Here is a 24,593-nt window from a genome sequence, read left to right as displayed (position 1 = left end):
CGTCAGCGGACGGGCGGCGATCCCGTGTTCGGCCAGGAAGGTGGGCGGACGGCGCGCGGTGGGGCCGGGCTCGGGGCCCCGTTCTCAGAGGGCGGTGAGGATCACGGGACCGTCGTCCGTGATCGCGATGCTGTGCTCGACGTGCGCGGCGCGGCCGCCGTCGCGGGACAGGAGCGTCCAGCCGTCGTCGCCGTACCGGTAGGCGCCCGAGCCGCCCAGGATGAACATGGGCTCGATGGCGATCGTCATACCCGCGCGGAGCTCGCCGCCCTTGTGGCGGCGGCCCTCGTTGGGGATGAACGGGTCCTCGTGCATGGTGTGGCCGATGCCGTGGCCGCCGTGGTCCTCGAGGTTGCCGTAGCGGGCCTTGCGGGCGATCTTGTCGATCGCGTAGCCGATGTCCCCGATGCGGTTGCCCACGGTCGACGCCGCGATGCCCGCCTCGAGGGCGCGCTCGGTCGTGGCGATGAGCTCGAGGTCCTCGGGCCGCGCGTTCCCGACGACGAACGACACCGCGGCGTCGCCCGTCCAGCCGTCGAGGGTCGCGCCGCAGTCGATGCTCACGAGGTCGCCGTCGGCGATCGCGTAGTCCGTGGGGATGCCGTGGACGACCTCGTCGTTCACGCTCGCGCAGATCACGCCCGGGAACGGCGTCGGCGCCCACGACGGGTGGTAGTTCAGGAACGGCGAGGTGGCGCCCGCACCGAAGATGACGTCGCGGGCGACCTGGTCGAGCTCCTTCATGGTCACCCCGACGGCGGCCGCCTCGCGGCACGCCTGCAGGGCGCGGGCGACGACGCGCCCCGCCTCCCGCATTCCGTCGATCTCACCAGGGGTCTTCAGTGCCACGGGCGTGCGCTCCAGTCGGTCGAGGTGCTCAGTAGTAGGTGATGCCACCCTGCTGCCCGGCCATGGCCTCGAGGCGCTGGATCCGGTCCGCCATGGGCGGGTGGGTCGAGAACAGCTTCGAGACGGCGCCGGCCTTGAACGGGTTGGCGATCATGAGGTGCGAGACGTCGACGAGCTTCTGGTCGGCGGGCAGCGGGGCGGCCTGCGTGCCGCTCTCGAGCTTGCGCAGCGCCGAGGCCAGCGCCATCGGGTCGCCCGTCAGCGTAGCGCCGTCCTCGTCGGCGTCGTACTCGCGGGTGCGGGAGATCGCGAGCTGGATCACGGTCGCGGCGAGCGGCGCGAGGATCGCCAGGGCGATCGCTGCGATCGCGTTGCCGTTGTTGTCGCGGCGGTCGCCGCCCCCGCCGAAGAAGAGCAGGAACTGGGCGAGCGAGGTGATGACGCCCGCGACCGCGGCCGCGATGGACGACGTGAGGATGTCGCGGTTGTACACGTGCATGAGCTCGTGCCCGAGGACCCCGCGGAGCTCGCGCTCGTCGAGGATCTGGAGGATCCCCTCGGTGCAGCACACGGCCGCCTTCTGGGGGTTGCGGCCCGTCGCGAACGCGTTGGGCGCCTGCGTGGGCGACACGTAGAGCTTCGGCATGGGCTGGTTGGCGCGCGCCGACAGCTCACGCACCACGCGGTACATGACGGGCTGCTCCTGCTCGGTGACCGGGTAGGCCTGCATCGAGCGGATCGCGATCTTGTCCGAGTTCCAGTACCCGTACGCGGTCGAGGCCAGGCCGAGGAACACGAAGAACCACAGCATGCCGACCGAGTTGCGGAAGAACAGCGCCCAGATCGCGAGCAGGACGGCCCACAGCACGCCGAAGAGCAGCGCGGTCTTGAGGCCGTTGAAGTGACGGTGTCCCATGGCCTCACGTTACCCGGGCAGACTGAAGGCCGGCTGAGCGTCGTCGGTGGACGACGCCCCGCCGGCCTTCGAGGTCACAGGCGCTGATCGGGGGCTCAGGCCTCCGACGCGCGCTCGAGCGCGATCGCCACCTGCTCGTCGCGCGGCACGACCTTGATGCGCTTGCGCCCGTGCGGCTCGCCGAGCGTGCGCTCGTGCTCGTCGAGGCGCAGCCAGCCGGTCCAGTCGATCGCGTCCACACCGCGCTCGGCGAGGAAGTCGAGGACCGCCTGCGGGTCGCCGTGCGCGGCCTCGTTGAGCGGCGTCGTCGGGACCCCGTCCTCGCCGGGCGTGCCCGTCGCGTCCTCGACCAGGTGACGGATCGTCTCCGACGCGTCCGACTTCGTGTGGCCGATGAGGCCGACCGGGCCACGCTTGATCCAGCCCGTCGTGTAGACGCCGGGGATGTGCTCGCCGTCGATGTCGATGACCCGGCCCTCGCGGTTCGGCACGACGCCCTTGAGCTCGTCGAACGGGATCTCCGGCAGGGGCGACCCGAAGTAGCCGACGGCCCGGTACACGGCACCGACCTCCCAGTCGTGGAACTCGCCCGTGCCCTCGACGGTCCCGTCGCCCTTGAGGCGCGTGCGCTCGGTCCGCAGACCGGTGACGCCCGACTCCTCGTCGCCCAGCACCTCGGCCGGCGCGTGCAGGAAGTGCAGGTGCAGGCGGCGCGACGCCGTGAGCGACGCCGGGTCCTTGAGGGTCCAGTCCGTGAGGGTCTTGACGACCTGCTTGGTCTGGTTCGACGAGCTGATCGCGGCCATCGAGCCGTCGTCGAACTCGAAGTCCTCCGGGTAGACGATCACGTCGACGTCGGGCACGTGGCCGAGCTCGCGCAGCTCGAGCGGCGAGAACTTCGCCTGCGCCGGGCCGCGGCGCGCGAAGACGTGCACGTCCGTGACCGGGCTCGACCTGAGGATCTCGTACACGTTGGCCGGGATCTCGGTGGGCAGCAGGTCGTCGGCGTGCTTCGACAGGACGCGCGCCACGTCGAGCGCGACGTTCCCCGCACCCAGCACCGCGACCTTCTGCTGGTCGAGCGGCCACGTGCGCGGCACGTCCGGGTGGCCGTCGTACCAGGACACGAAGTCGGCGGCCCCGTACGAGCGGGGCAGGTCGATGCCGGGGATCGGCAGCGCCGCGTCCCGGATCGACCCCGTGGAGAAGATCACCGCGTCGTAGAACTGGCGCAGGTCGTCGAGCTTGAGGTCGACACCGTAGTCCACGTTCGCGATGAGGCGGATGTCGCCGCGACCCAGCACCTTGTGCAGCGCGTCGATGATCATCTTGATGCGCGGGTGGTCCGGTGCGACGCCGTAACGGACGAGGCCGAACGGCGCGGGCAGACGCTCGAAGAGGTCGATGCTCACGTCGAGGTCGGTCTTGGACAGGATGTCCGACGCGTAGATGCCTGCGGGGCCCGCGCCGACGACGGCGACGCGCAAGGGCCGGTTGCTGCTCACGTGGTAAGACGCCTTCCGTGCTGGAGTGTTCGGACGTCGGGTTCTCGGACACCGTGGTGCTCGGACGCCGTCCGCGGACCGCTGCCGCTCGCCCGCCGGAGGACGGGCCCGGCAACGGGTGGGGGCTCGAGCGCCCGGCGACCGGGTCGCGGCGGCGTCGCCCGAGTGCTGCTCCCCTGAGTCTAGGACGCCTGCCCCGCCCGACCAGTGTGGCGTCCGTCTCGCCCGCTGGATAGGGCGTCTCAGGAACCGGACCAATGTGTCGTCGGGCCGGCTCCCGTCAGCGCGGCTGCTCGGTCAGCGCGGCGACCGCACGTCCGAGGTCGTCACCGACCCGTCCGCCGAACATGGCGCGCAGCGGCCGGTACGCCGGCAGCACGACGGCCGCCGTGTCCGGTCCGTTCCAGAGCCGCCCGGTCCGCGCACCGACCCAGACGGCGTCCACCTGGCTCGCGCCGTAGCCCGCCGGCTGGACCCCGACCTCGCGCACCGCGTCGCGGGGCAGCGCCCACCGGGGGGCCGCGTCACGGCCGACCCACACCTCGATGCGGTCCGGCAGGCTCGCGAGGGCGACGGGCGTGCCGCCGACCCCGCCGAGCCCGCGCACGGACACGTGCAGCGCCTCCGCGACGGTGCGCAGCTCTGCGGCCGCGAGGGCGGGGACGACGGCTGCACCGGGGCGCGCCTGAGCGACGCGCCGCGCGACCCCGCGCATCCGGCGCACCTGCAGGACGAGCGTCACCACGACGATCAGGGCGATCACGGCGATCGCGACGAGGATGACCACGCCCGACGGGCTCCCGGTCCGCACCAGGTAGACGGCACGCCAGATCGCCGCGACCGAGACGATCGCGACCCCCACGAGGTACAGCCTCCTGCGCCGGCTCACGTCCTCGTTCATGCGCCGTCCTCCCCTTCCGCTCCGCCCGCCGGTGGATGCACGACGACGGGGCGGTGGCTCGATGCCACCGCCCCGCCGTCGTCGTGCCGTGTCAGCCGCGGATGCCCGAGGCGAGCTGCGAGTCCACGTCCTGGAGCGTCTGCGCCGCCTGCTCGAGGAAGTGCGCCATGCCCTCGATGCCCGAGACGGCCTGCGTCGTGCCGTGGGTGAACTGCTCGTAGGACGACTGGAAGGCCCCCGACGCCTGGTCGGTGACGAACCCGCCCGCGACGAGGTTGTCCACGAGCTGCTTGAGGTGCTGCAGCGTGTCCGTCAGCTGCTGCTGGCCGTTGCGCAGCTGCCCCGCAGCGTTCCGCATCTCGTCGTAGGTGACGTTCACGTTCGCCATGACAAAGCTCCTTGGTTCGGTCCTCGCGAGCCCCTGCGGCCCGACTGGCCCCACCGTATCGGGCACCTCCGCGTCGCCGACATGGGGAGGACTCCCCATGCCTTCCCCAGCGCTACCGGGGGCCGCCGCGCCGCCGCCGGCCGAGCGCCCCGACGACGCCCGACACGACGGCGCCCCCGAGGGCGCACCAGCCGACCACCTGCCACGTCGTCGGGTCGGAGAGCCCGTCGCCGAGCGCGCGGAAGACGTCGAGCGGGTCGCCCGTGCCGGCGCCGTCCCGCACCAGCCGGACCGTGACTGCGACGACCAGCCCGATCGCCGCCGCCCCGAGGGCGCCGGCGACGGCGAGCTGCCAGGGACCGGGAGCCTCGCGCCGGCTCATGCCGCGCCGCCCGCGGGCTCGTCCGCGAGCCCACCGCGGGGCACCGCCGGGAAGCGCCTCCGGAACGCGCGCACGCCCAGGACGACGGACGCCAGCACGAGCACCACGCTGAGCGCGAGGAACGCGACGTGCACAGGGCGAGAGAGGCCCGGGAACAGCCCGACGACCACCGTCGTCCACGCGAGCCCGGCCGGCAGCATCGCGACGAACATGGCGCCGTCGAGCGTCCACCCCGCGACGTAGAAGCGCATCACGGCGTCCGTGAACCGGCTGCGGCGCAGCGGCTGGAGCGACATGGCGAGGTCGCTCGTCGTCGGCGGCCCGAAGGACGTGCCGGCCGGCGCCGTCGACGTGTACGAGAGCTTCTCGGCCGCGTACGACGGGCGCACCGAGCGCACCGCGAAGGTGAAGGACAGCACCATCAAGGGCCAGGACGCCGTCGGCAGCTGCCAGGCCGCGACCGGACCCATCACCACCGTGAGGATCGGGATGATGACGAGCACCTCGCCCGCCACGCCGCCCGGGGTGGAGAACCGGTCACGGATGCCCTCGACGAGCTGGTCGTCGGTCAGGACGTAGGCGACCGACCCCACCAGGACGAGCACCGCCACCAGCAGGACGACGCACCACACGACGCCGATGCCGAGGTAGCCGAGCGGGCGCAGCGCCACCGCGGCGGGGCCGGGCCGGACGCGCCGACGGGCCACCGCGCGCGGGTCCTCCGCGAGCTCGGTCATGCCGGCTCCCTCCACTCGGTCCGCTGCCGGCCGCCTTCGCCTCGCAGGCTCCGGCGCGGCCGACGCGGCCGACGCGGCACCTGACGCGGCAGGGCCGACCGTCTAGGGTGTCCGGAGCACCCTATCGGAGCGCCCGACACGTCGAGGGAGATGACGGTGGCAGACGTGAGCTGGCTCGTGACCGGGACGAGGTCCGGCCGACCGATCGTCGTCGCGCCCGGCGGCGCCGACCCGTCGGACGCGGTGGTCCGGGTCGACGCGGCGCTCGACGGCTTCGCCGGACCCGTCCCCCGCTGGTACCGGGCCACCGAGCAGATCGGGTACTGGTGGGTCGCGATCTGGGTGGTCCTCGCGGTCGCGGTGACGCTCACGACGAGCCCCGCGTCACTCCCCTGGCGGATCGCGTCCGGCATGACGATCGGCCTCCTCGTGACGCCGATCAGCCTCGCGCTGTACCGGCTCGTCGCACGCGCCCAGGCGCGTGCCGCCGGCGCCGGCAGCACGGACGAGGCGCTGCGGCGCGCGGCGGACCGCGCGCGACCCAGCACGCCCGACTCGGCGCGCCAGGTCGCGGCCGTGCTGGCCGCCGACCCCCGGTCCGAGCGGCGGGTCCACGATCTCGCGTGGCGCGCAGCGAAGCCGGACCCCGCCGCGCGCAAGGAGCTCGAGGGGCTGTGGGAGAAGGCGGACCCCGAGCGGGCCGCGCTCGCGAAGCGGCAGGTCGCGCAGCTCCAGGCCGAGCTCGACCAGCTCAAGGCCGACGGGAAGGCCTGACCCCGCCCCGCCGACGACCGGTCACGCCGCGGGCTGCGGCGACGGGAACGTGATCGAGTCGATGATCTCGTTGAACAGGAGCGCGAACGGCTCGGCGTGCGGGATGTTCGGCACGTTGGCCCGCGCGAGCAGCACCCTCGAACCGTCCGGGTAGGGCACGACGTACTCGAGGCGCAGCGTCAGGAGGGTCTCGCCGCCGACCTCCTGCTCGACGAGCTCGGTGCGGCGGGCGAACGGGCCGAACCGCGCCTCCCCGAGCTCCGCGTCCTCGAACCCCGCGGCGAGCGCGGCCTCGAGGTCACCGGCGTCCCGCGCGTCGCGCGCCTCGTCCGGCCAGTCGACGTCGAGGAAGAGCAGGGCCGCGGGGAACGGCACGCCCGGCAGGATCTCGAGCGACATCAGGTACGTGTGGACGCCGATCCCGACGGCCTGCCCCGCGTTCGAGACGAGGTCCTGGACCGTGTCGCGCCGCGCCCGGGCCAGCCGGTCGGCCGTGCCGACCTGGCGCTTGACCAACCGCTTGACGAACGCCGTGGTCGTCTCCGGGTCATCGAGCGGCACCCGCGTCCAGGTTCCCGGCAGGACGATCGTCATGTCCTCCGGCGCCATCCGGACCTGCCGTGTCGTCGTCACGAACCCGCTCCCGTCGTCACCTCGAGCGCCTCCAGCAGTCCGACGACGAACGTCGGGAAGTCGGCGAAGACCCCCACGCTCGCCGCGATCCCCGTGACGTCCACCAGGTCCGGGCTGCCCTCAGGGAAGACGGCCAGGTGGACCCTCTCCTCGAGCTGGATGCCCACCTCGTCCTCGTCCTCGCGCAGGTGCCCCACGAGGACGTGGGCTCCCCGCACCGCCCCGGCCGGGACGTGCGCCTCGATCGGCTGACGACCCACGACCGACGCGCCCTCGACGCCCTCGGCGACGTGGTCGAGCTGCTCGAGGTACTCGGGCTCCGAGACCTGCCGGCCCACCACGACGGTCAGCATCGCCTGGACGACGGGCAGACCCGTCGTCTCGACGAGCGCCGCGGTGTGCGCGAACTCGAGGTCCGTCGCGTCGACGGCGTCCTTCACGTCGAGCAGCGCGGCGGCGAGGGCCGCGACGGCCCCGTCCGGCGCGGCGCGGCCGGCGAGGGCGCGCTCCGCGACGTCCGCCGCCCACGCAGGCGCGACGTCGCCCGACGGCACCTCGTACCACCCCTCGGGCAGCCCGAGCCCGAACTCCCTGATCCGTCCAGCCATCGTGACCTCAGACCATCCGGTCGAACGCGTCGGCGGTCTTCGTTCCCCAGTCCACGATCTTGCCCGGCACCTGCGCGAGCTGGACGTACGGCCCGTCCGTCACGGGGCTCGCGAGGCCGACGGTGGAGTTGAACGTCGTCCAACCGTTGTCGCCGCCGTACGCGGCGATCGCGCCGTTGGCGCCCTTGTAGGCGCCGACGCCGAAGTTCACCAGGTGCATCGACACCGCGGCGCCCGCGATCTTGTCGGCGTTGTGGAACAGCACCGGGTTGCGCAGCAGCTCGGACGACTTGCCCAGCGGGCTCTTGAGCGGGAACACGAACGCGTCCTTCGCCGCGTACTTGAGCCCCTCCTTGAACGTCACCTGGCCGGCGTCCTTCAGCTGGTAGAGGTTCCGCATGGCGTCGGAGCGGACGAACGGCGACTTGAGGACGGACTTCACGCTCAGGAGCTTGTCCGAGTTGCGCGCGACCTGGTTGGCCTCGGTGATCATCTGGGTGCCCTTGGCCAGGTCCCCGCCGCCGAGGCGCGTCGCCAGGCGGGTCATCGAGTTGGTGCGGCCCGCGGCGTTCACGATCGCGCGGGACTTCGCCACCTTGGTCAGCGTGCCCGCGAGCTTGCCGCCGAAGAGGCCGATCACGCCCATGCCGACCCCCAGCAGGAGGCCGCCCCAGCCGATCTCGCCCTTGTGGAACTTCACGATCGTCTCGACGATCTGCAGGATCGACCCGATCGCCGCCAGCACGAGGAGCACCTGGCCGAGGATCGGCACCCACGACAGGAAGATCGCCAGGATGCCCGCGACGTCGCAGATCACCTTGAAGACCTTGTAGAGCTGCTTGAGGACGTGCCCGACCTTGTCCCAGAAGCCGTCCTTGAGCCCGTGCACGTTCTCGCCCGAGACGACGTCGGTGATCTTCGACTTCGCGGTCTCGGCGGCGCGGTTCTTGGCGTCCTCCGCGGCCTGCCACTTGCTCTTGGCCGTCTCGAGCGACGCCTCCAGGTTCTCGCGGTCCCGCGTCGCGTTGTGCGCGGTGCGCCGCGCCTCGGCGAGCTCCTCGGGAGTCGCGGACGACGACCTCGACGTCGACTGCTCGCTGCCCTGCGCGTAGTACTCGGTGGTCCGCGCGCTCTGGACCGAGCCCTCGAGGTGCGCGATCTGCGCCACCCACGGGTCGCCGTCGTCCTGGGCCTGTCGCAGCGCCGGGGCGTACGCGGCCAGCGCGTCACCGGTCTCGCGGTAGCGGTCGAGGGCCTTGCCGATGTCCGACGAGACGTCCCGGGCGAGCTCGCGGGTCTTGTCCATCGCGAGCGACTTCTGCTCGATCTGGTTCGCGATCTCGTCGAGCGTCGCGGTGGACCGCTGGATCGCGTTGGCGACCTCCTGGTAGGCCTTGGCCTTCTTGCCGACGAGGTCCGGGTTGCCCTGGATCTTGCCGTACTGGTGGTCGCCCATCTCAGCCTTCCGCCTTCTGCTCGAGCGCCTTCGCGAGCTCGCTGTCGACCTGGGTGAACGTGTCCACGATCTGCTGGATGATGCCCTGGAGCTTCGTCACGTTCTCGAGCATCTTCTCGCGCTTGACGGTCCACTTGTCCGCGAAGTCCTGGACCTCGCCGCGCAGGCCGTCGTGGCCCGTCGCGTCGGCGGCGTCCTCGGAGCGGTCGTCCGCGTCCTTGAACTCGGCCTCGACCTTCTTCAGGTCCTCCGCCAGCTGGCGCAGAGCGCCCATGTCGAGCTGCAGGTCGTACCCTCCGGCCACGATCCCCCACCCCTCTCGTCGTCGTCACCCGTGCCTCACGGGCTCGCACGTCACGTCCCGCGACGCACGCTAGACCAGCCGCCGACGCCGACGCGATGGGGAGGACTCCCCATCGCGTCGGCGCGGCAGGTCACGCCGGTTCGTCGAGGACGAACGGGAGCTGGACCCGGACCGCCTTGCCGCGCGCCACCCAGGCCCCGCGTCCGGGCGGGAACTCGCTGCGCGGCGCCCGCGGGATCGCGGTGCGCAGCAGCGACTCGCCGTCCATCGGGTCGGGCTGCAGGAGCAGGCCGCGGCGGGCCGCCTTGACCTCCGCGAAGAGCGGCCACGACGCGTTCCACGCCGAGGTCTCGCCGTCCGCGATCACGAGGTGCCGGCTCGACCGTGCGGCCTTCACGAGCTCGACGATCGCCCGGTCGGCCGTGGACTGGAGGTACTCGTTGATCGACTCGATCACGACGACGATCCGGCCGTCGGTGTCCTCGTCCGTCAGCGCTGCCGTGAGGTCCGCGAGCAGCGACGCGGCGGCGTCCACGGTCCCGGCGGTCTCGGCCCACGGGAGCGAGCCCACGAGCGTCGACCGGGCGGGCCCGACGAAGTACGCGCGCGCCTCCGGGTCCGCCCGCAGGACCGAGCGCACCAGCCAGGTGAGCGCGTTCGTGCGGCCCGACGCCGGCGGCCCCGCGACGAGCATCGCGCCCTCCGGGGTGAACGTGGCCGGCTCGAGCGTCACGGTGTCGAGACCCAGGACCGGCAGCCCCCCGACGCTCGCGGGCAGCCGGGACGCCGGGTACTCGGCGGGGACGACCTGCACCGCGGGCGCCGCGCCGACCCCCGCGCGGCGCATCGCGTCCGCGAGCCGCGCGGTCGCCGCCGCCTGCTCCGCGACCGCCGCCGTGCCGCCGAGGACCGCGATCTGGACCTCGACGTTGTCGACGATGGCGCGCCCGTTCGGCGACGTCGCGGTGATGACGTCGCGCGGCGCCCCGAACGCGAGGTAGCCGTCGTCGACGAGGCGGTGCAGGACGTTGCGCTGGACGAGCGAGCGCACGTACGTCGGGACGGCGCCCGAGCGGTCCGCCGTGAACACCACGTGCACGCCGAGCTGGCGGCCGTTCGCGAGGATGTCCCGGAAGACGTCGAACCACTCCATCCGCCCGCCGCCGGCCTCGTACTGGTCGCGGAACTCGGGCAGGTTGTCGACCAGCAGCAGCATGCGCGGGGTGTCCTTCAGCCCCGTGATGCGGCGGTACTCGGCGATGCTCGACGCGTTCGCCGCGGCGAACACCTCCGCGCGCCGCTCGAGCTCGGCGCGGAGCGTGCGGAAGAGCGACACGACGCGCTCCGAGTCGTCGCCGTTGATGACGGCACCGACGTGCGGGAGCGTCTCGAGCATGCGCAGCGCACCCGCGGCGAAGTCGAGCGCGTAGACGTGCACGGGCCCGCCGCGAGGCGTGATGCCCGCGGCCGCGGCGAGCGTGCGCAGCGTCGTCGACTTGCCCGCGCCGCTCGTGCCGTAGACGCCCAGGTGGCCGTCGACGTCGGGCAGGAAGTACACCGGCACCTGGACCTGCTGGTCCGGGCGGTCCGCGACGCCGAGCACGAGCTCGGTGTCCGTCCGCTGGTGCAGGCGCGCGAGGTCGTACGTGGAGGCGAGCTCGTCCTGCCACGGCCGCCGCGGCGCCGGGATCCCGGCGCGCTCCGAGGCGCTCACCACGGCGCGGACGAGCCGCTGCTGGTCGGTGGGCCCGAGGTCCTCGAGCTCGGGCACCTTCTCGCCCTCGGGCTCCTCCCAGCGGACCTCGCCGCCGAACCGGAGCTCGGCGACCTCGACGTCGAGCCGGTCGGGCTCGCGCGTCGTCCAGCCGCCCGCGTACGCGGACTGGAACACCTGGAGGCGGCCCGGGCCGGTCTTCGCGAGCCCGCGGCCCGGCAGGCCCGGGTCGAAGTGCGCCGGCTCCGCGACGTCGACGACGTCCACCGCGTCCTGCTCGTCCGCCATGCGGAGGGCGACACGCAGGTTCGTGTTGGCGCGGAGGTTGTCCTTGATGACGCCCGCGGGACGCTGCGTCGCCATGATCAGGTGGATCCCGAGCGAACGGCCCCGCTGCGCGATGTCGACGACGCCGTCGACGAACTCGGGGACCTCGCCCACGAGGGCGGCGAACTCGTCGATCACGAGGACGAGCGCGGGCGGGCACTCGGGGTCGCCGCGCTTCTCCAGCTCGAGCAGGTCCTTGGCCTTCTTCCGGTTGAGCAGGTGCTCCCGGTAGTGGAGCTCGGCGCGCAGCGACGTGAGCGCCCGGCGCACGAGGTGGGGCGACAGGTCCGTCACGAGGCCCACGCAGTGCGGCAGCTGGACGCAGTCCGCGAACGCCGAGCCGCCCTTGTAGTCCACGAACAGGAACGTCACGCGGTCCGGGCTGTACTCGGCCGCCATGCCGAGCACCCAGGCCTGCAGGAACTCCGACTTGCCGGCACCCGTGGTCCCGCCGACGAGCGCGTGCGGGCCCTGCGAGCGCAGGTCGAGCTGCATGGCGTCGACGCCCGCCGACCCGATGATCGCGCGCAGCGTGCCCGCCTTGCGGCGCTTCGGCTCGGCGCCCGGGGTGCGGTCGTGCACGGACTGGTTCTGCTGCCACCGGTCGACGACGGCGTCCGCGGACTCCGCCATGTCGTGCCCGAGCAGGGTGACGAGCGAGACCGAGCGGGGCAGGTCGCTCGAGTCCTCGACGATCGCGCCCGCGTCGAACACGGGGGCCATGCGCCGCGCGTAGTCGTACGCGCTCTGGGTGTCGACGACGTCGGCGCTCACGTCCACCGACTCGATGCGCTCACCGAGCCGCACGAGGCCCACCGAGGCGGCGCCCGCGGCGTCGTACTCGAGGTAGGTGCGGCACGCGCCGGGCAGCCGGTCCACGCTGGGCGCGAGCCAGATCGGGTACACGCCCGCGTCGGCCCCGGCTTCCGCGAGCTGGGTGAGGCGGGCGCGGTCGACGTCGGCGTCGTCGGAGATCACCACGACGATCGCCGGCAGCGGCGCCTTGGTGCCCTCCTCGTCCTTGCCGACGGTCGCGCCGCGGTCGAGCGCGCCGTCGTCGACCTTCATGGCGCCGCGGCGGCGCACGCCGCTCTTCGCGAGCCGCGACTGGATGACGCCCTCGAGCTCGGCGAGGAGCACCCCCGCGCTCGACGGCGAGTCCGCGAGGTGGGGCCCGGTCACGGGCGACTGCGGCGACGACGTGTGGGGCACCCAGGTCAGCCAGCCGAGCTGGCGCGTCCACGCGGGGCTCACGATCGCGGCGACCGCGAGCTCGGACGGCGAGTGCAGGCCCGTGAGCTGGACGAGCAGCGCGTGCAGCGTCCCGAGCGTGAACGTCGGGCCGCCCGCGATGCCGAGCGCGCCGGCGTCGTGCAGGTTCTCGATCACCGGGACTCCGGGGACCGTGCGGTAGCGCTCGATCAGCGTGTCGAGGCGCTCGGTGTACTCGGGCAGAAGGTCCCCGCGGCCGCCCTGCTTGACGACGGTCCGGCTCGGCATCGCGCCGACGCCGAGACGCACGTTGAGGAAGGACCAGTGCTCGGGGCGGCGGGTCCACAGCATGGGGCCGCGGCGCACCGCGTCCGTGAGCGTCGCCGCGGTCGACGGCGCCTCCGCGAGCCGGCCCTCGTGCTCGGCCTTCGCCTGCGTGGCGAGCGAGCCCGCGAGGCCCTCGAGGCGCTCGTCGAACCGCTCGACCAGGCGCTGTCGGCGCCGCACCTTCTGCTTCTTCTGGGTCGTGAAGTTGCCGACGAGCATCAGCGGCGTCATGAACACGAAGATCAGCGACGTCGGGTTGTGCGTGAACAGGAACATCGCGCCGCCCATGAGCAGCGGCGCGATCATCCCGAGCAGCGGGAACGGCGACCGCTCCTCCTCGGGGGGCGCGTCCGGCGCGGTGAGCTCGACGCCCGCGAAGCGCGGCTCGACGCGCGGCGACCGGTTGAACGGCACCGGCCCCGCCGACGCCTCGACCCCCGACAGCACGGTGCCCGCCACGGGCTCCACGACCATCACGGTGTTGCCGACCGACAGGCGCACCTGCGCGTCGACGCGCACCCGCTGGACCAGGCCGCCGTCGATCTCGACGCCGTTCGCCGACCCGAGGTCGACCAGCTCGATCCCGCGCGCCACGTCGAGGCGTGCGTGCCGCTTGGAGACCAGCGCGTCGGTGAGGCGCACGTCGCACTCGGGCGCGCGGCCGATCGTCCAGCTCCCCTCGGGCAGCTCGACCCGCAGCCCCGCGTCCGGGCCCTCGACGACCTGCACCGCCACGCGCGCCGGCGCCTGGCCCACGGCCGCACCCGACCGGTGCTGGCGGCCGTCGATCACCGCGACCGCGGCGCCCGAGCCGATCCACGCCTCGCCCACCGGGACGTCCGGGGGCAGCACCACGGGTCGCTCCTGACCGGGGAGCTGGGCCTGCAGCGTCAGGGTCGGGCCGCCCTGCGGGCCCCACCCCGCACCTCCCGCGGCCGCCATCGGACCGTGCGGGTCCACCCGGGCGATCGTCCGTGCCACGTCGGCGACGGTGGTCGCCGCGTCCGCGGTCACGACCACGTCGTCGCTGGTGCCTTGCGTGCGGACGAGCGTCAGCTTGAGTCTCATCGGTCCTCTCCGGAGCCGTCCGCGAGCGCGTCGGCAGGGTCGAGATCGAGCAGGGGCAGGTCGTCGGACGTCACCAGGCGGCTCGCGACCGCGTACTCGACGAGGCGGGCGCGGCGGTTCTTCGCGTGCGACGCGGGTCCGCCGCGCAGACCCTTGACACCGATCCGGTCGAGCTTGTCGCAGACGTTGTCGAGCTTCCGGTTGAAGCGGGTCGTCGTCCAGCCGAGGCGGCGGGCCGCGTCGACCGACGACGGCAGCTCCGACAGCCCCGTGCCTCCCCGCCGGAGCAGGGGCTCCGCGAGCGCGACGATGAGCTGGCGCTGGCTCGTCGTGAACGGCACGAGCCCGATCGTCGCCTCCGCGGCGTCGCGGTCGCCCAGCCCGCGCAGCTCGTCGGTGTGGACGTCCGCGTAGGGCGCGTCGTCGAGCTCGGCCTGCAGCTCGTACGTCGTCGGGCCCGCGGTGAACACGACCGTGGTGCGCGGGAACACGATGGGCAGTCGCGTCCCCGGCGACAGCCAGGACTGCACGCCCCCCGACTCGTCGCACACCGTCGCCGACAGGAGCGTGCCCACGTTCGACAGCCACCACATGCCGTGCTCGTGCGTCACGACGAGGAAGCGCCGGTGCAGGTACGGGTTGTCGTCGACCTCGAGGTCGCCGTCGCGGCCGATCTCGAAGGCACCCTCCGGGTCGGCCTCGAACCACTCGCCGCAGAACTCGATGCGGAGCCCCGCCATGTCAGTCCCCCTTCAGGCACGCGCTCGTCGGCTCGATGGACGGCTTGCCCTCCCGGACCGCGGTCACGCTGATGCACACGTTCCCGCCCGCGCCGAGCGGCACGACGGCCTTGGGCTGTGACGTCGGCTGCGCCTTGCCGGTCGTCGTGGCGGTGACCGTCCGCCACATGAACGTGTCGCCGTCCTTGCCCTGGTAGTCCCAGGTGAACGTCGCCGTCTTCCCGCCCTTGTCGGCGGTGCCCTTGAGCTTGGTCACCGACGGGACCAGGTCGCCGATGTTGTCGTTCGGCGGGCCGTCGTCCTCGGTGCCCGCCGGGTGCTCCCGGGCCGGAGCCGACTCCTGCGGCGTCGCGGTCGCGTGGTGACGCGTCAGCGCGTACGCCGTGGCGCCGCCGCCCGCGAGCACGAGCAGCGCGACGACGGCCGCGACGACCTGCCAGCCAGGGCGCTTGCGCGGCGCCTCGACGACCGGCTCGGCGGCTTCCTCCGCGGGCGCTATGCGCAGGACCGTGTCCTCGACGGGCTCCGGGGCCCCCGACGAGAGCAGCGAGCCGCTCCCCGCGGCCCACACGGGCTCGGGCGCGGAGACGGGCCGGGTGCGCGCCGCTGCGTCCGCTGCGACGGTGCGGGGGGCCGGCCCGCTCGCGTCGATGACGGCGAGCCGCTCGGGCTCGCGTGGGGCCGGGCGGGCCGGGGCGGCCGCCACGTCGAACGACGGCGGCACGGCGCGCGCCTGCGGGCCGGAGCCCAGGCGCTCGACCGGGCCGACGGCGTCGTCCGTGCGGGCGGCGTACTGGGGCCGGCCCACGGGCGTGACGGGACCGGCAGACGGTGCGGGCGCCGGGTCGATCGAGACGACGCCGCGCAGGCGCGTCCCGGGCTCGTCGTCCGCGTCGTCCGGGCCGTCGTCGGTCGAGTCGAACGCGACGACGCCGTTGTCACCGAGCAGGTCGATGGGGGTCACGCCGAGCGCGAGCTCGATCTGCACCTGCTGCAGGGCGCGCGCGAAGTCCAGCACCGAGGGGTACCGCGACGTCGGTGCCTTCGCCATCGACGTCGCGAGGACGCGCTCGAGCGACTCCGGCACGTCCGACCGGCCCGTGGGCCGCAGGGGCGCGCCGGCGATCCGCTGCACGAGGTCCGCGCTGCCGTTCGAGGCGCCGGGCACCTCGAACGGCGACCGGCCCGCGAGGAACGAGTAGAGCGTCGCGCCCAGGGCCCACACGTCCGTGCCGACGCCCGCGACGGGCGGGTCGGCGAACGACTCGGGCGGGGACCACGGTATCGACAGGCCCTCGGCGCGCGTGACGTCGTCGAGCGTCGAGGAGATGCCGAAGTCCGTGAGCACCGGGTGCCCGTAGTCGGTGCCGAGGATGTTCGCGGGCTTGATGTCGCGGTGCAGGATGCCCGCACGGTGCGCCGTCTCGACCGCGCCCGCGATCTGCACGACCACCCGCAGGCACTCCGCCACGCCGAGGCGCTCGGTGCGGTACCGCGTGCCCAGGCTCGGGCGCGAGCAGTACTCCATCGCGAGGTACGGGCGCCCGTCGGACGCGATGTCGGCCTCGTAGATCGTGACGATCGACGGGTGCGTCGACAGGCGGGCCATCAGGTCCGCCTCGGCGTCGAACGCCGCGCGCTGCTGCGCGTTCGCCCACTCGTGGAGCAGGACCTTGATCGCGACGCGCCGACGCGGTCGCTTCTGCTCGTACAGGAAGACGTCCGAGAACCCGCCCGACCCGATCAGCGAGACGTGCTCGAAGCCCGGGATCGCGGGAGGCGCGGTCGGGTTGCGGCGGGGACTCACGGAACCTCCTCGAAGGCGAGCGTCACGCCGTCGCCCAGGTCGACGACGTCCCCCGAGACGACGAGCTGCGGGTCGCCCGGGTGCAGGCGCAGCGGCGACTGGCCCGGACGCAGCAGCGTCGTGCCGTTGGTCGTGTTGAGGTCGACGGCGAGCACGTTCCAGCCCTCGAGCCGGACCTCGACGTGGGAACGCGAGATGTCCTGCTGGGGGCTCGCCACCGTGACGATGCGGTGCAGCGAGGCCTCACCGCCCCCGCCCGCGCCCTTCGGGGAGCGCGGCCGCCGCCCGACGACGAGCGGCCGGTCGAGCGGGAACACCTGCGGGTCGCCGCCCTCGCCCGTCGTGACGCGCACGCGCCCGAGCGGCGGGCGCGCGACGGTCTGCGTCTGCCCCGACAGCGGCGCGCCGCAGCTCGCGCAGTGCTCGCGCGACGGCGGGTTCGCGTGGCCGGACGGGCACGGGCGCGCGACCAGCGGCGGGCCGGCGACCGGCTGCTCGGCGGCCGGCACGGCCGCGCCGGGCCCGGCGGCGAACGCCGGGAGCTCACCCGACGCCGCGAGCTGGGCCGCGGCTGCCGCGGCCACGGCGCGCAGGTCGGAGACCGACGAGCCCATGACCGTGTGGCCGTCGTGGTCGAAGCCGTCCGGACCGCCCGCGGCCGGGCTCGCGGCCGGCTCGGCGGCCGGTGCCGCGGGCGGGGCGGCGGACGGCGGGGCCGGAGCGGGCGGCACGGGCGCGAAGTCGCGCGGGACGCCCGAGACGAGGGCCGTCACCGGGGCGGCGTCGTCCTCCTCGTCCGACTCCTCGAGCCGGACCGCGGCCTCCTCGACCGACCGGTGGATCGTGGTCTCCCACAGGGACTCGTACTCGTCCGCGACGGGCTGGTCCGCGGCCGGCGGCGCGTCGTCCGCGGGGGCCGTCTCGGGCTCCGTCGCGGCGGCGGGCGCCTCGGCGTCGGCGTCGGTCGAGCCACCGGGCGCGTCCCCGGCGGGCTCGACGACGTCCTCCGTGGGCTCCTCGGTCGCGTCGGAGCCCGGGGCGATCGTCTCCATGGGCGCGAGCGTCAGCTCGGACGCCGCGCCGAGCCCCGGCACCGCGGTCACGAGGGCGGGGAGGTCCGGCGTCTTCGCGGCGTCGCGCTCGGCGACGCCGGTCGTCAGGACGCCGGTCGTCGGGACGCCGGTCGTCGGGGCGGCGGTCTTCGCGACGTCGCCGGCGGCGTCCTCGGCGTGAGGCGCCACCGGCTCCACGGGCGGGATCCCGGCCGCAGCCGCGGCGTGCGCCTCGCCCGACGTCGCGGCGTCGTGCACCCACCGGTCCGAGCCCCAGCTCACGGCCTTCGCGCGGACGACGCCGCCCACGAGCGGGAGCGTCGTCGGTGCGTCGTCGGTCTTGGCGCCCGTACCGGCCGAGGTGCCCAGCCGGACGCTGACGCCCTCCACGCCCTCGACGGCACGCTCGGTCCACGTCGACACGTCGCGGCCGTGGAGGTCGGTCGGCCCGTCGTGCCCGTCGACCCGCACCTCGACGTCACCGCGCACGAGCACGTGCGCCCGGCCGCCCGACGTCAGGACGACCACGGCGAACGGCGGCAGCGCCGCCAGGCCGGCGTCGAACGTGCTCGACAGCACCTGCAGGGCGTCCATGACGCCGGCGGCACCGTCGAGCGCGTCCCAGACCGCCGCGGACCGGTCCGCCGGGGCGTACGGGAGCGCGACGAGCACGTCCCCCCGCACGACGACGTTGCCCGCCCCCGGCACGTAGCGCGCCGTGCGCGCAGGTCCAGCCCCGGTCGACCCGCTCATGCCTCTCCTCCGGTCGTGACGGCCGCCGCTGCCGCCGTCTGCTCGTGCGTCCCCACGGCGGCCGGCTGCTCCGGCACCCCGTCCTGCCGCGGACGCGTGTTCTCGTCGGGCGGCGGCGGGGACGGGACGTGCGTCGCACGGGGCGCCGTGCTCTCCGCGTCGGGTCCCGCGTCGACGGCGTCGACGACGAGGACGGTGATGTTGTCGCGCCCGCCCGCGGCGAGGGCCGCCTGGAGGAGCGCGTCCGCCGCGGCCTGCGGCTCCGCGTTCGCGCGGAGCAGGGTCGCGATGCGGTCGTCGTCGAGCTCGGTCGTGAGGCCGTCCGAGCACACGAGGAGGCGGTCGCCCGTGCTGAGCGGCAGGTACCAGTAGTCGGCGTCGGGGCGCGCCGCCGCGCCGAGCGCCCGCGTCACGACGTGCCGGCGCGGGTGCCGCGCCGCCTGCGCGGGCGTCAGCGCGCCCGCGTCGACGAGCTCCTGCACCTCGGAGTGGTCGACGCTGATCTGCTCGAGCCGGCCCTCCACCACGTGGTAGGTGCGCGAGTCGCCCACGTTCGCCACGAGCCAGTACGGCAGCCCGTCCTGCTCGGAGACGACGACGCCCGTGAGGGTCGTCCCGGCGCCCCGGCCCTCGGGTGCCGCGATGCCCGAGACGTCGTCGTGCGCGACGTGCAGGCGCTCCTTGACGTCCTGGGCGGTGACGACGTTGAGCCACGACAGCGGCCGCAGGGCGTCGATCGCCATCGCGCTCGCGACCTCGCCGGCCTCGTGGCCGCCCATGCCGTCCGCGACGAAGAACGCCGACGGCGACGCCAGGTACGAGTCCTCGTTGAGCTTGCGCCGCGCGCCGCGGTGGGAAGCCGCGCCCCACCGGACCGACACCGGCGCCGACTCGCTCACCACGAGCCCCCACCCGAAGGAGGGCGGCGCGAGCTGATGACCGTCGACTCGTCGGGTACGTCGGGGCCGTCGCCGCGGACCAGCACGGCGGCGTCGCCCAGCCGGACCGTCGCGCCCGCGGGGACACGCACCTGCTGACCGGGGGTCGCCTTCACCGGCGTAGCGCCCGGGACCTCGACCGTCGTCCCGTTCGTCGAGCCGCGGTCGACGAGCCACAGGCCGTGCGCGTCGACGCCGAGCTCGGCGTGCGTCTTGGAGACGGAGCGTCCCGGGTCCGGCACGGGGACGAGCTGGGGCGCCGGGCCGGTCTGCGACGGCGGGACCGCCGGGTCGCGGCCGAGCAGCGTGGGTCCGGTGACCCGGACGGTCGAGCCGTCCGGGAGACCGAGGTCGAAGCCCGGCCCGGCGGCGGCGGCCGGTGCGGCCGGGCCGCCCGTCCACGCGGCCTGGGGCGACTGCGGTGCGGGCGTCTGCGGCGCGGCGGGCGCGCCGGCTCCGGGGACTCCCGTGACCATGCCGGTCGCCGCGGGCGCGGCCGGGGCGGCTGCGCCGGGCGCCGGGGCAGCCGGAGGCGCCCAGCCTCCCGACGTCGTCGACGTGGCGGACGGCGCCGGCGCCTGCGGCGCCGTGCCGTAGGGCGCGGGGGTGAACGGCGGCACCCCGGCGTAGGGCGCGGCTGCGGCCGGGGCGGCCGCGGGAGGCGTCGGAGCGGGCGGCGCCGGGGCCGCCGCCGCGGACGCGAGGGGGCGCGCCGCGGGAGCAACCGCTTCGACCCGCACGACGACGGCGCGTGCCGCCTTGTCCTGCCAGCCCTGGCGCCGCGGGCTCGAGTCGAACACCGGGCTGAGGAGCACGAGGAGCTCGCCGACCCAGCAGACCAGCATGAACGCGCCGAACACGAGACCCCGGACGATCCCCCGGGCCACGCCGATCGGGAGGCCGGTCGCGACGTCCTGCGTGCGCAGCCCGAGGGCGAGCTTGCCGACCGTGCGGCCGGTCGCGCCCTCGATCCCCACCACGACGAGCCCGGCGACGAGCATCAGCCCCCACACGAGGGCCTGCAGCGGGAAGAGGTCGGAGGGGGTGAAGGCGGTCGTGCCCGACGCCGCGTCGGCGCTCTTGTCGAGGATCCCCGGCAGCATGACGGCGACCGCGATCCACGAGGGGATCCCGACGATGATCGCGTCGATCAGCCAGGCCAGCACGCGGCGGCCCAGGGGCGCCCCCACCGGGTTGGCCGGATCGGGCGCGGCCGGGCCCGGAACCGGGAAGCCCGGCAGCGTGTGCGCCGTGAGCGCCGTCGGGACGGACACCTGCCGCACGGCCGCCCCCGGGTGCCCCGGGGCGGGCCGCGCACCGGGCAGCAGCATCGGCTCCGTCGTGTTCGGCGACGGGATCGCGCCGGCGACCGCCGCGCCGCACGAGGGGCACTGCGCGACCCCGGGTGCGACGGCAGCGCCGCAGCGCGGGCAGAGGGTGACGGGGCTCATCGTGCTTCTCCCGAGGGTCGCGACCCACGGCGGCGGCGCCGCGAGTCGGGCTGAGGCGTGAGCGGGTCGTCCGCGACCGCCTTCGTCGTGGTCTTCCGGCCCGTCCTCCGGACGGACCGCAGCGAGAACCGTGCGGCCACGCGCTTGCGCCACGGGACCGACGCCCGCATCTGCGCGACCGCGGCCTCGATGCCGCCCCAGTATGCCTCGACGTCGACGTCGGACGGCTCGCCCTCCCCGAAGACGCTGGCGTCCGCCGAGTGCGCGAGGGTGAGCGTCCCCGCGGCCGGGTACGCGGCGTCGAGCGCCGTGCCCGTCTCGCGGCGGGTCGCGCCCGCGGGCACCGGGTGCCCCAGGTCGACGGCGGCGTCGAGCACCTCGTGCCAGCCGCCCGAGATCTGGTCCGCCGGTGCGCCGGTGCGCCGGCGGCGCAGGCGGCGACGCGACTTGTAGCCGAGCACCAGGACGAACGGGAGCAGGATCAGGACGAGCGGGATCGTCACGGCCGCACCGACGGCGATCGCGTGACCCCAGTCGAACGGCGTGCCGTCCTGGTCCTTCTCCTTCTTCTTGTCGTCCTTGGCCTTCGCGGTGTCCGCCTGGTCGGGCTCGGCCGGCGGCTCCGGGTCCTGGAGGACCGGGGGCTTGGGGACCTGCTGGCTGCGCGGCTGGGTCTGGACCTTGTTGTTCTCCGGCGGGACCGAGTCGAACGCGACCCAGCCCTTGCCCTCGAACGGGACCTCGACCCAGGCGTGGACGTCGCTGCCGAGCGCCGTGAAGTCGGTGCCGGGCTTCCAGCCGTCCTTCGCGTCCGGGTAGACGCCCATGACGACGCGCGCCGGGATCCCGAGCGACTGCGCCATGAGCGCGTACGCGACCGCGAACTGCTCGTCGTCGCCGACCATCGTCTCGGCCGCGAGGAGCGTGTCGATGCGGTCCGCCGAGTGGCCGGGCCGCGACGGCGGCTGGTCGCCGATCGCGCTCGAGTACGTGCCGCTCTTGAGGAGCGCGTCGCGCAGGCGCTGGAGCTGCGTCAGCGGGTCGGTCGCGCCGCCCACGAACTGCTCGGCCTTCGCCTGGACGGACGCCGGGACGTTCGTCGGCTGCGGCAGGTCGAGCTTCTGGATCGGGACGCCCTTGAGGTCCGCCTCCTTGGTCGGCGTGGGCTCCACGGCGTCCAGGGTGTACGAGTCGCCCGCGCGCAGCAGGCCCGTGGTGAGGGCGGTCCCGGTGACGGCGTCGTAGTAGGTGCCGTCGCCGAGGTCCTTGGCCCGGTCGCCGCCGTAGGTGATGCCGGTGAGGGCTCCGAGGTCCGGGATCCACGGGCCGGAGTAGCCCTTGACCTGGACGTCGAGGCTCACCGGGGTGCCCGTGGCGTCCGACGCGACCTTGGCGCCGACGCGCACGAACGAGCCCGAGCTGCGGTCGTCGCTGGTCGCCGAGTAGACGATGCCGTCGTACGCGTCGAGGGTCGCCAGCCTCACGCGGGCACCGGCCGGCAGGCCTGAGACCGTGAGCAGCGCGTCGTCCTTCTGGTCCTTGACGTAGTGGCGGAACGACGCGAGCGGGGTCACGTACTCGTGCAGGTCCGGCGGGGGGACGACGTCCTCACGCAGCACGACGCGGCCGTGGTCCGGCGCGAGGAGCGGCCCGAGCCCGACGGCTGCCGCCGCGGCCACGGCGAGCACGATCGCGCCCGTGCGGGCGCGGTGCATCGTCAGACGGCGCAGCGCCTCCTCCGAGGCCTCGCTGCTGGTCTCGCGGTCACGCAGACGACGGTCGGTCGTCCGCCACGCCGACCACAGCAGCGCGGTGACCCCGAGCACCGTGCCCTGCACGACGGGGTGGGACGGCACGATCGTGCCGAGCAGGATCGCGCCGACGAGGCCGGCGAGGACCGGGACGAGAGCCCACACCGGCCGCCTCGCGCGCCAGGCGATCGTGCCCGCGAGCACGCTCGTGAGCAGCAGCAGCACGAACGGGACCAGCGACAGGTCGGGGAACGACGACAGCGGGGGCGCCGTCGTCACGAACGACTTCCACGAGAAGACGGCGCCGCGCAGCAGGCCGCGCGCCGTCTCGGCCGTCGGCACGACGTGCGCGACCGTCGAGCCGCCGAGCGCGAGCGCGCCGCCCGCGACGAAGTAGACGACGATCGTCGCGGCCGCGACGGCCAGCGTCGACCAGCGGAACGCGGCGCCGACCCACGCGACGAGCAGGCCGAGCAGGGCGCCGCCGACGGCCGGCGCGAGGTAGCCCTGGCTCCCCCAGACCGGCTCGAAGCCGAGGATCACGACGCCGAGCATCACGACGAGCGCCAGCAGGTCGAGCATGCCGGCGCCCGTGCGCGCGCGGGGGACCGTGTACCGGGGGTCGTCGTGCGGGAAGCGGTCGCCGCGCGGTGCCGGACGCTGCCTGGCGTCGGCCGCGGGCGGGGCGAAGGAGGTCTTGCGGCTCACGAGCCCGTCACCCGCCTCATCGCCGACGGAAGCTCCTCGAGGGAGCCGATGGTGAGGACGACGAGCTCCGCGATGTTGCGGCGGGCCGCCGACTCCCCGGGCACGCAACGGAGCGCGATGACCCGGACGTCCTGCGGGAGGCGCGCCGACGCGGCGCGCAGGTCGGCCGGGGACACCCGGCTGCCCACGAGGACCGCGACGACGGACGCGTCCGCGACCGACTGCGACGCGCCCCGCGCGAGCTGGGCGATGCCCTCGGCGAGCGACCGCGTCTGGACGCCGGCGAGGTCGTCGAGCAGGCGCGCGCGCGAGTCGCCGCGCAGCTGCGTGTCGTTGCTGAGGACGGTCAGGCCGCGGTCCTCCCGGATCGCCTGGAGGCCGAGCGACCCGCAGACGCTCACCGCGAGCTCGAACTCGTCGGCGTGCGCGTAGTCCTCGGTCCGCGTCGACAGGATCACCGCGAGGTGCGAGCGGCGCGTCTCCTCGAACTGCCGCACCATGAGCTGGCCGGTGCGGGCCGTGGTCTTCCAGTGCACGTGCCGGCGGTCGTCGCCCGCGACGTAGTCGCGCAGTGCGTGGAACGACACGTCCGAGTTCGAGAGGTCCTGCGTGGTCCGGCCCTCGAGGTCGCGCAGGAAGCCCGACGACGACCCCGTGAGCCCGGTGGTCCGCGGGTGCACGTAGAGCTTCTCGGCGTCCGTCCAGTCGACCTGGCGGCGCAGCAGCCCGAGCGGGTCGGCGCGGACCGAGCGGACCGGGCCGACCGGGATGACGGCGCGGCGTCGCGTCGGCACGGCGAACACGTCCTCGTGGACGGCGCCGCCCCGCAGCCGCGGGACCGGGAAGCTCGCGAGACCGGCGCCCACCGGCAGCTCCATCACCGCGGGCAGGAGCGGGCGCGACGTCGGGTTGGTCACCTGGATGCGGCCGACCGCGCGCTCCCCCACCACGACCCGGTGGCCGGCGAGGTCGAGGTCGACCGCGTACTGGAACCGCCCGAGGACGAAGGCCACGGCGGCGAGCAGCTCGACCGTGCCGACGACGGCCAGCACGACGAGCTCCGCCCAGCGGTAGTGCAGCCCCGCCCACCACGCGAGCAGCGTGCCGATGCCGACCGTCCAGCCCAGCGGGCTCACGACGTCGGTCACCGGGCTCGCCCACCTCGCGACCGTGCGTGCCGCAGGCGTCAGCGCCTCGACGACGGGCGCCACCGCGTCACGCGCGGGCGCGACCACGCGCGCCAGGCGTCTCGACCTCGTTCTCGCCATCCCTGCCATCCCTCTCGGAGTCCT

The 24,593-nt window shown here is 74.4% G+C and carries 20 protein-coding genes; 1 reads left to right on the top strand and 19 read right to left on the bottom strand.

The genetic code is table 11. The features are described from left to right. Positions 1 to 84: 84 nt before the first annotated feature. The 7 genes from map to ACFT5B_RS05795 form a co-directional block, all read right to left on the bottom strand. Positions 85 to 849, bottom strand: a complete 765-nt coding sequence (gene map / locus ACFT5B_RS05825) for a type I methionyl aminopeptidase (protein WP_386797037.1) — start codon at positions 847 to 849, stop codon at positions 85 to 87. 28 nt (positions 850 to 877) lie between these two features. Then, positions 878 to 1,765, bottom strand: a complete 888-nt coding sequence (gene htpX / locus ACFT5B_RS05820) for a zinc metalloprotease HtpX (protein WP_386797036.1) — start codon at positions 1,763 to 1,765, stop codon at positions 878 to 880. 95 nt (positions 1,766 to 1,860) lie between these two features. Beyond that, positions 1,861 to 3,270, bottom strand: a complete 1,410-nt coding sequence (locus ACFT5B_RS05815) for an FAD-dependent oxidoreductase (protein ID WP_386797035.1) — start codon at positions 3,268 to 3,270, stop codon at positions 1,861 to 1,863. Between the two features lie 280 nt (positions 3,271 to 3,550). Next, the gene (locus tag ACFT5B_RS05810) at positions 3,551 to 4,171 is read right to left on the bottom strand and encodes a hypothetical protein (protein WP_386797034.1); all 621 of its coding nucleotides are present in this window, start codon (positions 4,169 to 4,171) and stop codon (positions 3,551 to 3,553) included. A gap of 91 nt (positions 4,172 to 4,262) precedes the next feature. Next, positions 4,263 to 4,559 carry a WXG100 family type VII secretion target gene (locus ACFT5B_RS05805; RefSeq protein WP_386797033.1) on the bottom strand — a complete coding sequence of 99 codons (297 nt, stop codon included), beginning with the start codon at positions 4,557 to 4,559 and terminating at the stop codon, positions 4,263 to 4,265. A gap of 112 nt (positions 4,560 to 4,671) precedes the next feature. After that, the gene (locus tag ACFT5B_RS05800; protein ID WP_386797032.1) at positions 4,672 to 4,941 is read right to left on the bottom strand and encodes a hypothetical protein; all 270 of its coding nucleotides are present in this window, start codon (positions 4,939 to 4,941) and stop codon (positions 4,672 to 4,674) included. Further along, complete coding sequence (locus ACFT5B_RS05795; RefSeq protein WP_386797031.1) at positions 4,938 to 5,678, bottom strand: hypothetical protein; 741 nt, start codon at positions 5,676 to 5,678, stop codon at positions 4,938 to 4,940. The genes ACFT5B_RS05800 and ACFT5B_RS05795 overlap by 4 nt, the downstream gene beginning before the upstream one ends. Positions 5,679 to 5,834: 156 nt before the next feature. Between ACFT5B_RS05795 and ACFT5B_RS05790 the strand changes: the two genes are divergently transcribed. Next, entirely contained in the window at positions 5,835 to 6,452 is a 618-nt protein-coding gene (locus tag ACFT5B_RS05790) for a hypothetical protein (RefSeq protein WP_386797030.1), read from the top strand. A 21-nt stretch (positions 6,453 to 6,473) separates the two neighbouring features. Here ACFT5B_RS05790 and ACFT5B_RS05785 read toward each other — a convergent pair whose 3' ends face one another. From ACFT5B_RS05785 to ACFT5B_RS05730, 12 genes are all read right to left on the bottom strand, one after another. Continuing rightward, positions 6,474 to 7,085, bottom strand: coding sequence for a hypothetical protein (locus ACFT5B_RS05785; protein ID WP_386797029.1), 612 nt, complete (start codon positions 7,083 to 7,085; stop codon positions 6,474 to 6,476). Next, positions 7,082 to 7,693: a hypothetical protein gene (locus tag ACFT5B_RS05780; RefSeq protein WP_386797028.1), complete on the bottom strand. Its 612-nt coding sequence runs from the start codon at positions 7,691 to 7,693 to the stop codon at positions 7,082 to 7,084. Before ACFT5B_RS05780 ends, ACFT5B_RS05785 begins: the two co-directional genes overlap by 4 nt. Before the next feature lie 7 nt (positions 7,694 to 7,700). Further along, positions 7,701 to 9,149: a hypothetical protein gene (locus tag ACFT5B_RS05775; protein ID WP_386797027.1), complete on the bottom strand. Its 1,449-nt coding sequence runs from the start codon at positions 9,147 to 9,149 to the stop codon at positions 7,701 to 7,703. A gap of 1 nt (position 9,150) precedes the next feature. Next, a complete protein-coding gene (locus tag ACFT5B_RS05770; protein ID WP_386797026.1) occupies positions 9,151 to 9,453 on the bottom strand; it encodes a hypothetical protein in 303 nt (100 codons plus the stop codon). Between the two features lie 130 nt (positions 9,454 to 9,583). Next, positions 9,584 to 14,101: an FtsK/SpoIIIE domain-containing protein gene (locus ACFT5B_RS05765; protein ID WP_386797025.1), complete on the bottom strand. Its 4,518-nt coding sequence runs from the start codon at positions 14,099 to 14,101 to the stop codon at positions 9,584 to 9,586. After that, positions 14,098 to 14,841 carry a hypothetical protein gene (locus tag ACFT5B_RS05760; RefSeq protein WP_386797024.1) on the bottom strand — a complete coding sequence of 248 codons (744 nt, stop codon included), beginning with the start codon at positions 14,839 to 14,841 and terminating at the stop codon, positions 14,098 to 14,100. Before ACFT5B_RS05760 ends, ACFT5B_RS05765 begins: the two co-directional genes overlap by 4 nt. A 1-nt stretch (position 14,842) precedes the next feature. Further along, positions 14,843 to 16,648 carry a protein kinase gene (locus ACFT5B_RS05755; protein ID WP_386797023.1) on the bottom strand — a complete coding sequence of 602 codons (1,806 nt, stop codon included), beginning with the start codon at positions 16,646 to 16,648 and terminating at the stop codon, positions 14,843 to 14,845. Then, positions 16,645 to 18,453, bottom strand: a complete 1,809-nt coding sequence (locus ACFT5B_RS05750) for an FHA domain-containing protein (protein WP_386797022.1) — start codon at positions 18,451 to 18,453, stop codon at positions 16,645 to 16,647. Before ACFT5B_RS05750 ends, ACFT5B_RS05755 begins: the two co-directional genes overlap by 4 nt. Beyond that, positions 18,450 to 19,352, bottom strand: a complete 903-nt coding sequence (locus ACFT5B_RS05745) for a PP2C family protein-serine/threonine phosphatase (RefSeq protein ID WP_386797021.1) — start codon at positions 19,350 to 19,352, stop codon at positions 18,450 to 18,452. Before ACFT5B_RS05745 ends, ACFT5B_RS05750 begins: the two co-directional genes overlap by 4 nt. Continuing rightward, positions 19,349 to 20,842, bottom strand: coding sequence for an RDD family protein (locus tag ACFT5B_RS05740; protein WP_386797020.1), 1,494 nt, complete (start codon positions 20,840 to 20,842; stop codon positions 19,349 to 19,351). Before ACFT5B_RS05740 ends, ACFT5B_RS05745 begins: the two co-directional genes overlap by 4 nt. Next, positions 20,839 to 23,301 (bottom strand): transglutaminaseTgpA domain-containing protein, encoded by a 2,463-nt coding sequence (locus tag ACFT5B_RS05735; RefSeq protein WP_386797019.1) that lies wholly within the window; start codon positions 23,299 to 23,301, stop codon positions 20,839 to 20,841. Before ACFT5B_RS05735 ends, ACFT5B_RS05740 begins: the two co-directional genes overlap by 4 nt. Beyond that, positions 23,298 to 24,569 carry a DUF58 domain-containing protein gene (locus tag ACFT5B_RS05730; protein ID WP_386797018.1) on the bottom strand — a complete coding sequence of 424 codons (1,272 nt, stop codon included), beginning with the start codon at positions 24,567 to 24,569 and terminating at the stop codon, positions 23,298 to 23,300. The genes ACFT5B_RS05735 and ACFT5B_RS05730 overlap by 4 nt, the downstream gene beginning before the upstream one ends. Positions 24,570 to 24,593 lie beyond the last annotated feature (24 nt).

The sequence above is a fragment of the Luteimicrobium sp. NPDC057192 genome (genome assembly GCF_042670205.1).
Lineage (GTDB): Bacteria > Actinomycetota > Actinomycetes > Actinomycetales > Cellulomonadaceae > Luteimicrobium.
The sequence above is the reverse complement of the archived record's forward strand: the minus strand, read 5'-3'. Positions and strand labels throughout refer to the sequence as shown.

Coding starts and splice junctions, on each gene's coding strand:
- ACFT5B_RS05740 (WP_386797020.1), bottom strand. CDS start 20,842: ATGAGCCCCGTCACCCTCTGCCCGCGCTGCGGCGCTGCCGTCGCACCC.
- ACFT5B_RS05805 (WP_386797033.1), bottom strand. CDS start 4,559: ATGGCGAACGTGAACGTCACCTACGACGAGATGCGGAACGCTGCGGGG.
- htpX (WP_386797036.1), bottom strand. CDS start 1,765: ATGGGACACCGTCACTTCAACGGCCTCAAGACCGCGCTGCTCTTCGGC.
- ACFT5B_RS05775 (WP_386797027.1), bottom strand. CDS start 9,149: ATGGGCGACCACCAGTACGGCAAGATCCAGGGCAACCCGGACCTCGTC.
- ACFT5B_RS05750 (WP_386797022.1), bottom strand. CDS start 18,453: ATGAGCGGGTCGACCGGGGCTGGACCTGCGCGCACGGCGCGCTACGTG.
- ACFT5B_RS05730 (WP_386797018.1), bottom strand. CDS start 24,569: ATGGCGAGAACGAGGTCGAGACGCCTGGCGCGCGTGGTCGCGCCCGCG.
- ACFT5B_RS05795 (WP_386797031.1), bottom strand. CDS start 5,678: ATGACCGAGCTCGCGGAGGACCCGCGCGCGGTGGCCCGTCGGCGCGTC.
- ACFT5B_RS05810 (WP_386797034.1), bottom strand. CDS start 4,171: ATGAACGAGGACGTGAGCCGGCGCAGGAGGCTGTACCTCGTGGGGGTC.
- ACFT5B_RS05780 (WP_386797028.1), bottom strand. CDS start 7,693: ATGGCTGGACGGATCAGGGAGTTCGGGCTCGGGCTGCCCGAGGGGTGG.
- ACFT5B_RS05760 (WP_386797024.1), bottom strand. CDS start 14,841: ATGGCGGGGCTCCGCATCGAGTTCTGCGGCGAGTGGTTCGAGGCCGAC.
- ACFT5B_RS05765 (WP_386797025.1), bottom strand. CDS start 14,101: ATGAGACTCAAGCTGACGCTCGTCCGCACGCAAGGCACCAGCGACGAC.
- ACFT5B_RS05800 (WP_386797032.1), bottom strand. CDS start 4,941: ATGAGCCGGCGCGAGGCTCCCGGTCCCTGGCAGCTCGCCGTCGCCGGC.